This is a genomic window from Mesorhizobium sp. W050, from assembly GCF_054719535.1.
This window is the reverse complement of record NZ_JBTTIH010000001.1, coordinates 5,649,990-5,664,479: the sequence shown is the minus strand read 5'-3', so window position 1 is coordinate 5,664,479 and position 14,490 is coordinate 5,649,990. Positions and strand designations below refer to the sequence as shown.

14 protein-coding genes and 1 pseudogene are annotated in these 14,490 nt (G+C 61.9%); 5 read left to right on the top strand and 10 right to left on the bottom strand.

Going from position 1 to position 14,490, the window contains the following annotated elements:
• Positions 1–5: 5 nt before the first annotated feature.
• The 5 genes from ACYG9Y_RS27340 to msrB all read left to right on the top strand — a co-directional run bounded on the left by ACYG9Y_RS27340 (position 6) and on the right by msrB (position 3,267).
• Positions 6–452 carry a GNAT family N-acetyltransferase gene (locus tag ACYG9Y_RS27340; RefSeq protein WP_023684144.1) on the top strand — a complete coding sequence of 149 codons (447 nt, stop codon included), beginning with the start codon at positions 6–8 and terminating at the stop codon, positions 450–452.
• Between the two features lie 35 nt (positions 453–487).
• On the top strand, positions 488–748 hold the full coding sequence (locus ACYG9Y_RS27335) for a type II toxin-antitoxin system HicB family antitoxin (protein ID WP_050485875.1): 261 nt from the start codon (positions 488–490) through the stop codon (positions 746–748).
• Between the two features lie 9 nt (positions 749–757).
• Positions 758–1,948 (top strand): vWA domain-containing protein, encoded by a 1,191-nt coding sequence (locus ACYG9Y_RS27330; RefSeq protein ID WP_023737888.1) that lies wholly within the window; start codon positions 758–760, stop codon positions 1,946–1,948.
• Between the two features lie 16 nt (positions 1,949–1,964).
• Complete coding sequence (locus ACYG9Y_RS27325) at positions 1,965–2,762, top strand: MBL fold metallo-hydrolase (protein WP_023737889.1); 798 nt, start codon at positions 1,965–1,967, stop codon at positions 2,760–2,762.
• 100 nt (positions 2,763–2,862) lie between these two features.
• Positions 2,863–3,267, top strand: coding sequence for a peptide-methionine (R)-S-oxide reductase MsrB (gene msrB / locus ACYG9Y_RS27320; RefSeq protein WP_023698422.1), 405 nt, complete (start codon positions 2,863–2,865; stop codon positions 3,265–3,267).
• Between the two features lie 62 nt (positions 3,268–3,329).
• Here the strand turns inward: msrB and ACYG9Y_RS27315 are convergent, their stop codons facing one another.
• The 10 genes and pseudogenes from ACYG9Y_RS27315 to ACYG9Y_RS27270 form a co-directional block, all read right to left on the bottom strand.
• Positions 3,330–3,641 carry a hypothetical protein gene (locus tag ACYG9Y_RS27315; protein ID WP_031196451.1) on the bottom strand — a complete coding sequence of 104 codons (312 nt, stop codon included), beginning with the start codon at positions 3,639–3,641 and terminating at the stop codon, positions 3,330–3,332.
• Between the two features lie 7 nt (positions 3,642–3,648).
• Entirely contained in the window at positions 3,649–4,089 is a 441-nt protein-coding gene (locus ACYG9Y_RS27310) for a hypothetical protein (protein WP_023737890.1), read from the bottom strand.
• A 93-nt stretch (positions 4,090–4,182) separates the two neighbouring features.
• Positions 4,183–4,443, bottom strand: coding sequence for a DUF2312 domain-containing protein (locus ACYG9Y_RS27305; protein WP_023668722.1), 261 nt, complete (start codon positions 4,441–4,443; stop codon positions 4,183–4,185).
• Positions 4,444–4,593: 150 nt separating this feature from the next.
• Entirely contained in the window at positions 4,594–8,052 is a 3,459-nt protein-coding gene (pyc, locus tag ACYG9Y_RS27300) for a pyruvate carboxylase (RefSeq protein ID WP_023737891.1), read from the bottom strand.
• A 281-nt stretch (positions 8,053–8,333) separates the two neighbouring features.
• Entirely contained in the window at positions 8,334–9,455 is a 1,122-nt protein-coding gene (locus tag ACYG9Y_RS27295) for a branched-chain amino acid ABC transporter substrate-binding protein (protein WP_023668720.1), read from the bottom strand.
• Between the two features lie 137 nt (positions 9,456–9,592).
• A complete protein-coding gene (locus ACYG9Y_RS27290) occupies positions 9,593–9,940 on the bottom strand; it encodes a DUF6867 family protein (protein ID WP_023668719.1) in 348 nt (115 codons plus the stop codon).
• 112 nt (positions 9,941–10,052) lie between these two features.
• Positions 10,053–10,781 (bottom strand): ABC transporter ATP-binding protein, encoded by a 729-nt coding sequence (locus ACYG9Y_RS27285; RefSeq protein WP_023668718.1) that lies wholly within the window; start codon positions 10,779–10,781, stop codon positions 10,053–10,055.
• Positions 10,782–10,801: 20 nt separating this feature from the next.
• A pseudogene (locus ACYG9Y_RS27280) lies at positions 10,802–11,908 on the bottom strand (ABC transporter ATP-binding protein); the annotation flags it as partial.
• Positions 11,908–13,503, bottom strand: coding sequence for a high-affinity branched-chain amino acid ABC transporter permease LivM (gene livM / locus ACYG9Y_RS27275; RefSeq protein ID WP_023668716.1), 1,596 nt, complete (start codon positions 13,501–13,503; stop codon positions 11,908–11,910). The pseudogene ACYG9Y_RS27280 and the gene livM, both read right to left, overlap by 1 nt.
• Positions 13,504–13,507: 4 nt before the next feature.
• Positions 13,508–14,410: a branched-chain amino acid ABC transporter permease gene (locus tag ACYG9Y_RS27270; protein ID WP_023668715.1), complete on the bottom strand. Its 903-nt coding sequence runs from the start codon at positions 14,408–14,410 to the stop codon at positions 13,508–13,510.
• Between the last annotated feature and the right edge of the window lie 80 nt (positions 14,411–14,490).

Sequence of the window (14,490 nt, the reverse complement as noted above, 5' to 3'; positions counted from 1 at the left end):
CCGAAATGACCGAGATCACCGTCCGCCCGCTGGCGCTGGCCGACCATGCCGACTGGCGGCGGCTGTGGACTGCCTACCTCACCTTCTACGAGACCAAGCTGCCGGACGAGGTCTACGACATCACCTGGAAACGACTGTTCACGGAAGGTGAATTCGAACCGAAGGGGTTTATCGCCACGCTCGACGGCAAGGCGGTCGGCCTGACCCATTATCTCTATCACCGCTCCGGCTGGTCGGAGAAAAACAACTGCTACCTGCAGGACCTGTTCGCCGACCCTGATGTGCGCGGCAAGGGCATCGGTGCGGCCCTCATTGAAGCGGTCAAGCAGGAAGCCGACAAGATCGGCGTCAAGAACGTCTATTGGATGACCCACGAAACCAACGCCACAGCGCGCAAGCTCTACGACCATGTCGCGCGGCGGACAGGTTTTATCGAGTATGATCTGCTATGATGCGAGCGCGATCGAAATAACGCGGAAGGAGCCGAATGATCCGCTATGTCGGAATCCTGGATGGCAGTGACGGCGTTTGGGGAGTGCGGATGCCCGATCTCGCCGGCTGCCACGGGGCCGGCGCAAACCCGGCGGAAGCGATAGCCGATGCCGCCTCGGCTATGCGCGAATGGGCGGAAGCCCGCATCGCAAAGCACTTGCCCATGCCCAACCCACGTACTGTGGCAAATCTTCTGCAATCCGGCGAAATCGACAGTGCCCGTGGCGACTCAGCCGTGACCGTTCGGCATAGATAACGGCCAACCATGTTCCTCCCCTTCTTTCTCGAACTAAAGGCCGCGCGCGTTCCCGTTTCGCTCAGGGAATATCTGTCGCTGCTGGAAGGGCTGGAGGCCGGGCTGGTCGACTATGACGTCGAGGGTTTTTACTACCTCGCCCGCGCCGCGCTTGTGAAGGACGAACGCCATATCGACCGCTTCGACCAGGTGTTTGCGCATGTCTTCAAGGGGATCGAGGCGCTCACCGGCCCCGATGCCGTCGGTGTCGCCAACATCCCTGAGGAATGGCTGCGCCGGCTCGCCGAAAAGCACCTGACCGAGGAAGAGAAGAAACTGATCGAGGCGCTCGGCGGTTTCGACAAGCTGATGGAGACACTGAAGGAGCGGCTGGAGGAACAGAAAGGCCGCCACCAGGGCGGCTCGAAATGGATCGGCACCGGCGGCACTTCGCCTTTCGGCGCCTATGGCTACAATCCCGAAGGCCTGCGCATCGGCCAGCATGAAAGCCGCAATCGCCGTGCGGTGAAAGTCTGGGACAAGCGCGAGTTCAAAAATTTCGACGACGCCGTCGAGCTCGGCACCCGCAACATCAAGGTGGCGCTGAAGCGCCTGCGTCGCTGGGTGCGCGAGGGTGCGGAGGAAGAGTTCGACCTGCCCGGCACCATCCATGCCACCGCCGAGCACGGCTATCTCGATGTGCAGACGCGCCCCGAACGGCGCAACGCCGTGAAGCTCTTGATGTTCTTCGATGTCGGCGGCTCGATGGACGACCACATCAAAAGCGTCGAGGAGCTGTTTTCGGCCGCCCGCGCCGAATTCCGCCGGCTCGAATATTTTTACTTCCACAACTGCCTTTACGAGGGCGTCTGGAAGGACAACCGGCGCAGGCATGCCGAGGCCATCCCGACCTTCGATCTGCTTCACAAATACGGCCCCGACTACAAGGTGATCGTCGTCGGCGATGCCTCGATGAGCCCTTACGAGATCGCGCATCCCGGCGGTTCGGTCGAGCATTGGAACCCGGAAGCCGGCAGTGTCTGGCTTGGCCGCCTCATCCAGCAATGGCCGAATGCGGTCTGGCTGAACCCCGAAAACCAGAAAAACTGGGGCTTCACCCATTCGATCGCGATGATCCGCGATCTCTTCGGCGGCCGCATGTTCCCACTGACGCTGGCCGGGTTGGAAGCCGCGACGAAGCAGCTCTCACGCAAGCATTGATATGAGAGGAAAACCGATGACCTGCTTTCTTTGCCCGCAATGCGGCGTCCAGTTCGCGGCAACGCAGACCCCTCCAGAAAATTGCCCGATCTGCGAGGACGAGCGGCAATATGTGCGCTGGGAAGGCCAGGCCTGGACCACTGGGGAAGAACTCTCTGCCGGGCATAGGCTTGTGATGAAGGACGATGCCGGCGTTCTCGCTTTCGGCATCGAGCCGCGCTTTGCTATCGGCCAGCGGGCGCTGCTGGCGCAGACGCCGCACGGCAATGTGCTGTGGGATTGCATCTCGATGGTGAGCGACGAGGCGGTAGCCGAAATCAACCGTCGCGGCGGCCTGGCCGCGATCGCCATTTCGCACTGCCACTATTATTCGGTGATGGTCGAGTGGTGCGAGGCGTTTGGCGGCGTGCCGATCTATCTCCATGCCGACGACCGCCAGTGGATCATGCGGCCGCACAACGCCATCGTCAGCTGGGCGGGCGAGACGCTGGCCATAAACCCGTCGCTGACACTCGTGCGTTGCGGTGGCCATTTTGCCGGCGGCCAGGTGCTGCATTGGAAACGCGATGGCGGTAACGCCCTGCTGTCCGGCGACATATTGCAGGTGACGCCGACGCGTCGCCATGTCAGCTTCATGTACAGCTATCCGAACTACATTCCGCTCAATGCGCCGGCCGTGCGACGCATCGCGGCGGCACTTGAGCCTTTCGAATTCGACGACATCTACGGCGCGTGGTGGCAGCAGAACATCATCGGCGGCGCAAGAACGGCATTTCATGCGTCGATCGCCCGCTATCTTCAGGCGATTGGGTAGGAGCTCGGCTGAAAATGCGAGCAAAACACGTAACAAACGCCTATCTCTAAGCGAATATAGCTTGCAACCAACAACAAGCCGCCAAGGCTGAGGAGATCAAATGGACACCCACACCTACCCTATCACCCGCACCGACGCCGAATGGCGCGCCCGCCTGACGCCCGAGCAATATGCGGTCATGCGCGGCCATGGCACCGAACGGCCCGGAAGCTGCGCGCTGCTCTACGAAAAGCGCGCCGGCACCTTTTCCTGCGTCGGCTGCGACCAGCCGCTGTTCGAATCCAAGCTCAAGTTCGAGAGCGGCACCGGCTGGCCGAGCTTCAATGATCCGGTGCCCGGTTCGGTCGAAAACACCGTCGACCGCAGCTACGGCATGGTCCGCACCGAATGCCACTGCGCCCGCTGCGGCAGCCATCTCGGCCATGTCTTCGAGGACGGCCCGCCGCCGACCGGCCTGCGCTATTGCATCAACGGCGTGGCGCTGAAATTCGAGCCGGCGGCTTAAGCCGCGGCTTGACCACCATCTTCAAAGGGCGGCTTCGGCCGCCCTTTTTCGTGTCAATCTTCTCAGACAACCACCACCAGGATCAGCCAAAGCGTAGCCCCGAGCGTCATCAACGAAGCCTTGGCGCCACTGGATTTTTCCGTGGTTCGCCAGACGGCAAAGGTCAGAAAGATGTTGTAGGGCACGGGCGCGAAATGCACCGCCAGGACGACGGCGAGCGGCAGCTTCAAGCCGAGCAGAATGAGCGCGGCCACCGACGAGGTGATGTTGATCGCCGTGCCGACAAGGACTAGATCGCGCCAGAACAACCGCTCGACCGGAACCGCGCCTTGCCAGCGCGAGCCGAAGAAGGATCCGATGCTTTGCACCAACACCTGATAGCTATCCCTCTCTCAGCACGTCGGTGACGGCGCGCTCGAAGCGCGAGCATTCCGTCACCAGCCAGTCGGCCATGGCCGGCCAGTTGTCCTCGGCATAGCAGTTCACCCGCCACATCGAATTGATGCCGAGGGCCTCGCAGCTCTGCTCCGGCCTGAGCTTCAGCCTGTCTTCGATTGCCGGTTGGAACGGCTTCAGCCGCGACCAGACCCCGGTCGCGCCGAACATCTCGTTACGGCCGAAAAAGACGCCAACTTGGCTTTGCGCCGGCGCGACATACATGGACAGGACCAGAGCGAAGTCAGGCAGCCCGCGCTGCCAGAACCAGGGTCCGCGCCGCGCCATGGAAGCGCGTTCCTCCGGATGCCGTTCGGCGAACAGCGCCCAGAAGCTGCGTTGGCGGAATTCAGAGGCGCGGCGGGCGCCGAAGTCGAATTCGCTCATGGTTCGATGCCCGTTCCAGCATCATTCCTTGGCCCGAGACTGTTTCGAAATTCGCTCCGGCGATATCAGCCGGAGTAGAATTTCCAGACAGCCTTACACCATGCCGAGCGCGGCCTTGTAGAGATCGAGGATGGTTTCCTCTTCCTGGCGCTCGGCCTGGTCCTTCTTGCGCAGCCGGATGATCGACCGCATCGCCTTGGTGTCGAAGCCGGTGCCCTTGGCCTCGGCGAACACTTCCTTGATGTCGTCGGCGATGGTCTTCTTTTCTTCCTCGAGCCGCTCGATGCGCTCGATGAAGGCGCGCAACTGGCCGGCGGCAACAGTCTGGCTGGTATCTGTGATGTCGTCGGCCATGTTTTTTCTCCGCTACTTTTTAAGCACCGCGATTCTGGCGCGGTAAATTGGGAGCGGGTTCGATGCCCGAGCAGGCGCGGCGGGTCAAGCCATTATCGGCGCTTCGTGAACGGCTGCTGCCAGCCGTCCCCAGTGTGATGGATCCGCGCGTCAGCCAAACGCGATCAACAGATCCTTCGCATCGATCTGATCGCCGGCCTTGACCAGCACTTCGGCCACGGTGCCGTCGCGCTCGGCATGCAGGGCCGTCTCCATCTTCATGGCTTCGATCGACAACAGCACGTCGCCGGCCTTGACCGCTTGGCCGGCGGCAACCGAAAGGGCGGAGACCACGCCCGGCATCGGCGCGCCGACATGCGCCTCGTTGCCGGGCTCGGCCTTGCGCCGAGCCTTGGCCGCCGAGGCACCATGCGCCCTGTCAGGCACCCGGACACGGCGCGGCTGGCCGTTGAGCTCGAAGAACACGGTGACCATGCCCTTCTCATCGACGTCGCCGATCGCAAGGCAGCGCACTACAAGCGTCTTGCCTTTTTCGATGTCCAGGAAGATCTCGTCTTCGGACTTCATGCCGTAGAAATAGGTCGGCGTCGGCAGCACACTGACCGGCCCGTAGGTTTCCTGCGCGGCGGCGAAGTCGGTGAACACCTTCGGATACATCAGCCAGGACGCGAATTCGTACTCCGAAAGCTTGCGCTCCAGCTTCGCCTCGATCTCCTTGCGGCTGGCCTTGAGGTCGGCCGGTTTGAGCAGCGAGCCCGGCCGCACGGTGATCGGCTTGTTTTCCTTCAGCGCCTTCTTCTGCAGCTTCTCAGGCCAGCCGCCGGGCGACTGGCCGAGATCGCCGCGCAGCATCGAGACGACCGAGTCCGGGAAGGCGATGTCCTTGGCCGGGTTTTCGACGTCGGCAACGGTCAGATCCTGGCTCACCATCATCAGCGCCATGTCGCCGACCACCTTGGACGACGGCGTCACCTTGACGATGTCACCGAACATCAAATTGACGTCGTGATAGGCTTGTGCCACCTCGTGCCAACGCGTTTCCAGCCCCAGCGAACGCGCCTGTTCCTTGAGGTTGGTGAACTGGCCGCCCGGCATTTCGTGCAGATAGACTTCCGAGGCTGGCCCCTTGAGGTCGCTTTCGAAGGCCGCATACTGGTTGCGCACCGCTTCCCAGTAGAAGGAGATGTTGCGGATCCATTGCGGATCGAGGCCGGGATCGCGCTCGGTTCCCTTCAGCGCCTCGACGATCGAGCCCAGGCAAGGCTGCGAGGTGTTGCCGGAGAAGGAATCCATCGCCGCGTCGATGGCGTCGACGCCACTTTCCACGCCCGCCAGCACCGTCGCCGCCGATAGGCCTGACGTGTCGTGGGTATGGAAATGGATCGGCAGGTCGGTGGCTTCGCGCAGCGCCTTGAACAGCACGCGGGCGGCGGCAGGCTTCAAAAGCCCGGCCATGTCCTTGACGGCGATGATATGGGCGCCGGCTGCCTGCAATTCTTTCGCCAACCCGACATAGTATTTGAGATCGTATTTGGCGCGCGCCGGATCGAGGATGTCGCCGGTGTAGCAGATCGCCGCTTCGACCAGCTTGCCCTCGGCGCCCACCGCGTCCATGGCGACGCGCATATTCTCGACCCAGTTCAGGCAGTCGAAGACGCGGAACAGGTCGACGCCGCCGGCCGCTGCCTGGCTGACGAAATGTTGCACGACATTGTCGGGATAGTTGGTGTAGCCGACGCCATTGGCGCCGCGCAGAAGCATCTGCAGCAAAAGGTTGGGGGCCGCTTCGCGCACTTTGCTCAGCCGCTCCCACGGATCCTCGGTGAGGAAGCGCATGGCGACATCGAAAGTGGCGCCGCCCCAGCATTCCAGCGACAGCAGCCGCGGCAGCGCCCGCGCATAGGTGCCGGCAATGCCGGCAATGTCATGCGTGCGCATGCGGGTGGCGAGCAGCGACTGGTGACCGTCGCGCATCGTCGTGTCGGTGACAAGCACCTCTTTTTGCTCACGCATCCAGGCAGCGAATTTCTCCGGCCCCAACGCGTCTAGCTTCTGCTTGCTGCCATCAGGCACATTGCCGTTGAGATAGGGCACGACAGGCGCTGCCGCATCGGTCTTGGGCATCGGTCGGCCGCGGGTTTCGGGATGGCCGTTGACGCTGACGTCGGCCAGATAGTTGAGCAGCTTGGTGGCGCGGTCCTGCCGCTTCACCTGCGCGAACAGCTCCGGCGTCGTGTCGATGAACCTGGTCGTGTAGGAATTGTCGGCGAAGCGCGGGTGGTTGATGATTGCCTCGAGGAAGGTGAGGTTGGTGGCCACGCCGCGGATGCGGAACTCGCGCAGGGCCCGATTCATGCGGGCGATCGCCTCGGCCGGTGTCGGGGCCCAGGCAGTCACCTTCTCCAGCAGCGGATCGTAGAAGCGGGTGATGACCGCGCCCGAATAGGCGGTGCCGCCGTCGAGGCGGATGCCGAAACCGGCGGCTTCGCGATAAGCGGTGATGCGGCCGTAGTCCGGAATGAAACTATGCTCCGGATCCTCGGTCGTGATGCGGCACTGCAGCGCGTGACCGTTCAGCCTGATGTCGGCCTGCGCCGGCACGCCCGACTCTTTCGTGCCTATGGCAAAGCCGTCCAGTATGTGGATCTGCGCCTTGACGATGTCGATGCCGGTCACCTGCTCGGTGACGGTGTGCTCGACCTGGATGCGCGGATTGACCTCGATGAAGTAGAATTTGCCGGTGTCGGCGTCCTGCAGGAATTCCACCGTACCGGCGCCGATATAGCTGGTCTCGCGCGCGATCTTGAGCGCATAGCCGCAAAGCTCCTGGCGCAATGCCTCGCTGAGATAGGGCGCCGGCGCCCGTTCGACGACCTTCTGGTTGCGGCGCTGGATCGAGCAGTCGCGCTCGAACAGATGTACAGCGTTGCCATGCGTGTCGCCGAGCACCTGGACCTCGACATGGCGAGCGCGCTCGATCAGCTTTTCGAGATAGACCTCGTCCTTGCCGAAGGCGGCCTTGGCCTCGCGCTTGCCTTCCATCACCTCGCGGGCGAGGTCGGCTTCCGCGCGGATGGCGCGCATGCCGCGCCCGCCGCCGCCCCATGATGCCTTGAGCATCACCGGATAGCCGACTGTCTTGGCGAGCTGCTTGACTGCTTCCATGTCGTCCGGCAGCGGTTCGGTTGCCGGCACCACCGGCACGCCGACCTCGATGGCCAGATTGCGCGCGGCGACCTTGTTGCCGAGCCGGCGCATCGTGTCGGGCTTCGGCCCTATGAAAGTGATGCCGGCCTCGGCGCAGGCATCTGCGAATTCAGGGCTTTCCGACAGGAGGCCATAGCCCGGATGGATGGCGTCGGCGCCGGACAGTCTGGCGACCCGGATCACTTCCTCGATCGACAGATAGCTTTCGATCGGCCCCATGTCCCTGGCCAGATGCGGGCCGCGCCCGACCTGGTAGCTTTCATCGGCCTTGAACCGATGAAGCGAATATTTGTCCTCCTCGGCCCAGATCGCCACGGTTTTGAGGCCGAGCTCGTTGGCCGCGCGAAAGACGCGGATGGCAATTTCGGACCTGTTGGCGACGAGGATCTTCGTGATGGCCAAGGAAGGAGGCTCCGGACAGGGAGGGATGAGGCAGAGGCATGATTAACGCGAAAATGCTGCAGTGCAACCAAAATCGGGGAGAGATTAAACCGATTTAAATGCGATTCTAGCACAACGGCTCGAAAAGCTGCGTGCGATTGGCGTCGCGAGCTGACGCTAATTGTCGTGCCCGCACAAATTCGACCCGGCTAACGGCTTGTCCAGCCACCCTCGCTGCCGCCCTGCACCAAAGAAAAATGCCCGGCGCGAGCGCCGGGCATTCCATAGAGCTGTGTTCCGAATTACGACTTCGGGAACCAGGAGATCTTGCCGTCCGGACCCTTCTTCCATTCGTACATGATGTAGCCCGGGAGCTTCGGATCGCCCTTCGCGTCATAGGCGAGATCGCCCAGAACGGTCTTGAACGGGCCCTTCTCGTGCAGCGCCTTGGCCACTTCCACGGGGTCGTTCGACTTGGCCACGGCAGCAGCCTCGGCGATCACCTGCATGGCGGCGTAGGAGTAGAGAGTGTACGCTTCCGGCTCGAAGCCCTGAGCGCGGAACTTCTCGACCAGTGCCTTGTTCTCGGGGATCAGACGCGGATCCGGACCGAAGGTGTTGAGCGTACCGATAACCGCATCGCCGGCGATCGCAGCCAACTCGTCGGTAACGATGCCGTCACCTGACATCAGGGTAGCCTTGAGGCCCTGGTCCGCCGACTGGCGGATGATCAGGCCGGCTTCGGTGTGCAGGCCGCCCCAATAGATCAGGGTAACACCGGCGTCCTTCATCTTGGCAATCAGCGCCGAGAAGTCCTTGTCGCCGACATTGACGCCTTCGTACATGACTTCGGTCAGGCCGGCTGCGTTCATCGCCTTCTTGGTCTCGTCGGCAAGGCCCTGACCATAGGGGGTCTTGTCGTGGATGACGGCAACTTTGGCGTCCTTGAAGTTGGTCGCGATATAGCCGCCGGCGATGCCGCCCTGCTGGTCATCGCGTCCGCAGGTGCGGAACACGTTCCACAGGCCGCGCTCGGTGAATTTCGGGTTGGTCGCCGCCGGGGTTACTTCGACGATGTTGTTGTCGACGTAGACTTCCTGCGAAACCGGGATCGAGACGCCCGAGTTGAAGTGGCCGATCACGAACTTCACGCCGTCGCCGACGAACTTGTTGCCGACTGAAATGCCCTGCTTCGGATCGGAGACGTCGTCGCCGACTTCGAGCTTGATCTGCTCGCCGTTCATGCCGCCTGCTGCGTTGATGTCGGCAACGGCCGCTTCCGCACCCTTCTGCAGCTGCGCACCGAAGGCCGCATTCGGACCGGTGATCGGACCTGCGACGCCGACGATAACGTCAGCCCATGCATTGCCACCGAACGCGACAAGCGCGGTCAGGGCAACGGCGGACAAAAGTGATTTCTTCATTTAAACGCTCCCATTTACGAGGTGGGCGTGGATGAAACTTTCATGCGATGCCCACCCTTATCGCAGAAAGCGTACTTTGCCGATTTTCAGGCCCTTGTCACGCCGATTCATCCCCGGAACGGCGTTAATGATGAACGTCAACCTTTCGGTTTCCAGCTTAAGATCGAAGCACGTTCGTAAAGCCAATTATACTGCGTCACCATCTGGTTCGTGCGCGTGTATTGATAGCCGACAAACCCCAATATCATGAGCACGATTGTGTCCACGACATAGTATTGCAGCGAAAACATCGTGCCGCCGAACAGGGCATGATGGATGAACCTGATGCCTATGCCGAGGCCCAGCAGATAGGCGAACAGCGCCGGCAGGCTGCGCCATGTCTGGGCGCTGGCCTTGCCGGTCATCCATGCCGCCCAGCCGCCGAGTAGACAGGTGACGAAGAAGAACTGCCAGATGGAAGGTTCCTCGTGAAGAATGCCTTGCATGATGAAGACTCCCTAGCATGATCCCGAAAAGTTGCAGACTTTTCGGACAAAGGTCATGCGACAAACAAACAAGTTGGAGCGGAATACCGTTTGCATACATTCCGCTCCAAAATCAGTGATGGCCGCCTTCGAGATAGGCCGCGCGCACTTCCGGATTGGCGAGCAATTCCTTGCCTGTGCCGCTCATGGTCACGTTGCCGTTGACCATGACGTAGCCGCGCGTGGCGAGCTTGAGCGCGCCGAAGGCGTTCTGCTCGACCAGGAACACGGTCAGCCCTTGCGTGCGGTTCAGCTCGCGGATGGCATCGAAGATCTGCTTGACGATCAGCGGCGCCAGACCCAGTGACGGCTCGTCGAGCAGCAGCAGCTTCGGCCGCGCCATCAGCGCACGTCCGATCGACAGCATCTGCTGCTCGCCGCCCGACAGCGTGCCGCCGCGCTGGGCAATGCGCTCCTTGAGGCGCGGGAACAGCGCGAACACCTTCTCGGCATCTTCGTCATAGTGCTTGAGATTGTCGAGACCGGCGCCCATCTGCAGGTTTTCCATCACCGTCATGCGCGGGAAAATGCGCCTGCCTTCCGGCGACTGCGCAATGCGCATGCGGGCGATCTCGTGCGTCGGCATCTGGGTGATGTCGGTGCCGGCGAAAGTGATTGAGCCGGCACGAGCGCGCGGCGCACCGAAGATGGTCATCATCAGCGTCGACTTGCCGGCGCCGTTGGCGCCGATCAGCGCGACGATCTCGCCCTGGTTGACGTGGACATCGACGCCGTTCAGCGCCTTGATGTTGCCGTAGTAGGTCTCGACGCCCTTGATGTCGAGCAGCGTTGTCTCGGCCATCACTTACGCCCTCCGCGCGGCTTGCCTGTCGGGGATTTGGTGGCCGCCGGCTTGGACTTGGCCGTTAGACGCTCGGACGGTGCTCTTGGCGCGGAGTTGGCTCTTGTATCGTATTGGGTGGCCTTTGAAGCTCCCTTCGACACTGTGACCCGCTCGCCCTGGCTGTGGCCGATCGTGTCGCTTACCGGGCCGGCGAGATAGGAAGACGATGTGCCTGGTCCGTGAGCCGAATCCGGCCCGATGTCCAGCTGCTCGATGACGTCTTCATCGCCGACCTCGGTCAGCACCGTCTCGACCTCCTCGTCGTCGACGCCGAGATAGGCGGCGATGACGCGCGGGTCGGTACGCACCGATTGCGGGCTGCCGTCGGAAATCTTGCGGCCATATTCAAGCACCACGACATGGTCGGAAATCTGCATGACCACCGACATGTCATGTTCGATCAGCAGGATCGAGGTACTGCTCTTGATGTCCATCAGCAGCGAATTCAGCGCAGCCGACTCCTTCGGATTGAGACCGGCCGCAGGCTCGTCGAGGCACAGAAGTTCGGGCCCTGTGCACATGGCGCGCGCAATCTCGAGGCGCCGCTGCGCGCCATAGGGCAGGTCGCCGGCCGGATCGTCGGCGCGATCGACAAGATCGGCCTTCTCCAGCCAGTGCTTGGCAAGCTCCACCGATTCAGCCGAGGCTCTGCGGTAGCCGCCGATCCCGAACAGGCCCAGGATCGTATAGCCGGATGCCTTCATCAGCTTGTTGTGCTGGGCAACCAGCAGATTCTCCAGCAGCGTCATGCCCGAGAACAGGCGGATGTTCTGGAAGGTGCGCGCCACCTTGGCGCGCGCCGGGATCTCATGATTGGGCAGCCGTTCGAGCAGGAAGCTCGAGCCGTCGGCCCGGTTGAGCGTAATCATGCCTTCCGACGGCTTGTAGAAGCCGGTGATGCAATTGAAGACGGTGGTCTTGCCGGCGCCATTGGGTCCGATCAGAGCGGTGATCTCGCCGCGCTTGGCCTGGAACGACAGATCGCCGATGGCGATCAGGCCGCCGAACTTCATCGAAAGATGCTCGACCTGGAGGATGGCGTCTTTCATACCCGGATTGGTCTTCTGAATGGAGGTCGCGCTCATCAGCCGTGCCCTTCCTTGGTGAAGGAGGAGGAGACCGCTTTTCGTTCACTGAGGAAGGCCGTCGGTTCACGGCTGCCGACAAAGCCGCGCGGCTTCCACAGCATTACGATGACCATCGCCATGCCGAACAAAAGCATGCGGTAAAGCTCCGGCGTGAAATCTTTTCCGAAGACACTTTTCAGGAAATCGAGTTCGCGCAGTGCCTCGGTGCCGCCGATCATCACCAGCGCGGCGACCGCGATGCCGACCAGCGAGCCCATGCCGCCGAGCACCACGATGGCCAGGATGATCGCCGATTCCAGGAAGACGAAGGATTCAGGGCTGACGAAGCCTTGCCGTGCGGCGAAGAAGGCGCCGGCAAAACCGCCGAACATGGCGCCGGTGGCAAAGGCGGTGAGCTTGGTGGTGGTGGTGTTGATGCCAAGCGAGCGGCAGGCAATCTCGTCCTCGCGCAGCGCCTCCCAGGCGCGGCCGACAGGCATGCGCCTGAGCCTGATGGTGACGAAGGCGGTCAGCAGCGCCAGCCCGAGAATGAGATAGTAGAGGAAGATCTTGTAGTAGGCGCTTGACTGGGCGATGTGCAGCACCTTGCCGATATAGTTCGGGTCGGTCGAATTAAACGTCATCAGGCCGAAGAAGGTGACCTTCGGGATGCCGGAGATGCCGGCCGAGCCGTTGGTGACTTCACGCCAGTTGATCAGCACCAGGCGGATGATCTCGCCGAAGGCCAGCGTCACGATCGCCAGGTAATCGCCACGAAGCCTGAGCACCGGAAAGCCGAGCATAACGCCCCAGAAGGCGGCCATGGCGCCGGCGGCGGGCAGCAGGATCCAGAACGACAGGCCGTATTGCGAACCGAGCAACGCATAGGCATAGGCACCGACCGCGTAAAAGGCGACGTAGCCGAGATCGAGCAGGCCGGCGAGGCCGACGACGATGTTCAGCCCCCAGGCCAGCATCACATAGATCAGGATCTGGATGCCGAAATTGTCGACCCACTTCAACGAGCCCTGCAGGCCGCCGGTTATCGACCACGCGTAGATCGACAGCACCACGACGACGAGGATCGGGTATAGCACCAGCGCCGCAATCCCGAGCTTGGTGAAATTGGCGTGGATGAAGGAGCGGAAATAGAAGATCACGCAAGCGAGCGCGTAAATGACGGCCAATGCGCGCAGGAACTGAAGGTAGCCGGCCAGATCGGGTCCCACCAACACCGGCAGGGCGCTGCCGAACGCAACCAGGACAACCGCCAGCACAACGGCGACGATGAAGGCCGGAAGCAGGAAGAAGCGCGACGCGACGCTCGCCGGCAACAGGCCGGTGGCGACATTGGTGATCTTCTGATTGGCCATGAACGGCTGGCCATATGCAATGTAGAAGAAGCGGCCAAGCATGGTCAGCACGACCACGGTGATGAGCAGCAACCAGCGCTGCACCAGGATCAGCTGGTTGCTTATGTTCTGGTCGGTCTTCAGGCCGATGAAGAGAATGAACAACCCCAGCGAGATGGCGCCGGCATAGAACGCTTCGCGCAATGCACGCTGCACGGGGGAGGCGACGGTGTCGCGCTCCGAGGATACGGAAACCGCCATTGTCTCAGACCTTTTCGACTTCTGGCCGGCCCAAAATGCCGGAAGGCAGGAAGATCAGCACGATCGCCAGGATCGAGAACGCCGCGACGTCCTTGTAGTCGATCGAGAAATACGCCGACCACATGCTCTCGATGAAGCCGATCAAAAGCCCGCCAAGCACCGCGCCCGGCAGAGACCCGATGCCGCCGAGAACGGCCGCGGTGAAGGCCTTGACCCCCGGCACAAAGCCGTCGGAAAAGGCGATGACGCCGTAATACATCAGGAACAACGTGCCCGCGACGGCCGCAAGCGCTGCACCCATGATAAAGGTGATCGAGATCGTACGGTCGACATCGACACCGAGCAGCGCCGCCATCTTGCGGTCCTGCTCGCACGCCCTTTGCGCCCGGCCGAGGGAAGTCCTGTTGACCAGGTACCAGAACAGCGCCAGCAGCAGGGCGGTGACGACGACGATGATGATCTGCTTCAGCGACACGCTGATGCCGTTGATGTTGTAGACTTGGCTGACCATCGGCGGGATCGGCTTGTTGCGCGGACCTTGCGTCACCTGGATGAAGTTCGACAGCGCGATCGACATGCCGATGGCGGTGATCAGCGGCGCCAGCCGGAACGAACCGCGCAGCGGCCGGTAGGCCACCTTCTCGATCGTCCAGTTGTAGAGGCTGGTGAGCAGCATCGCCACGATCATCATGATCAGCAGCGCCAGGACGACCGGGACCGAATAGAACAAGGAGCCGAGGATGAGGAAGACAACGAGGGCGGCGAATGCCCCGACCATGAAAATGTCGCCGTGGGCGAAGTTGATCATGCCGATGATGCCGTAGACCATCGTGTAGCCGATTGCGATCAGCCCATAGATCGATCCCAGCGTCAGCCCATTGATAAGCTGCTGGACAAAGTACTGCATGTGTACATGGCTCCCCTGGAATGTCGCCCATGCAGACGCATTCCTTTTCGTATTTCCCCTAGTCGTAAAGTTTCGAGCCC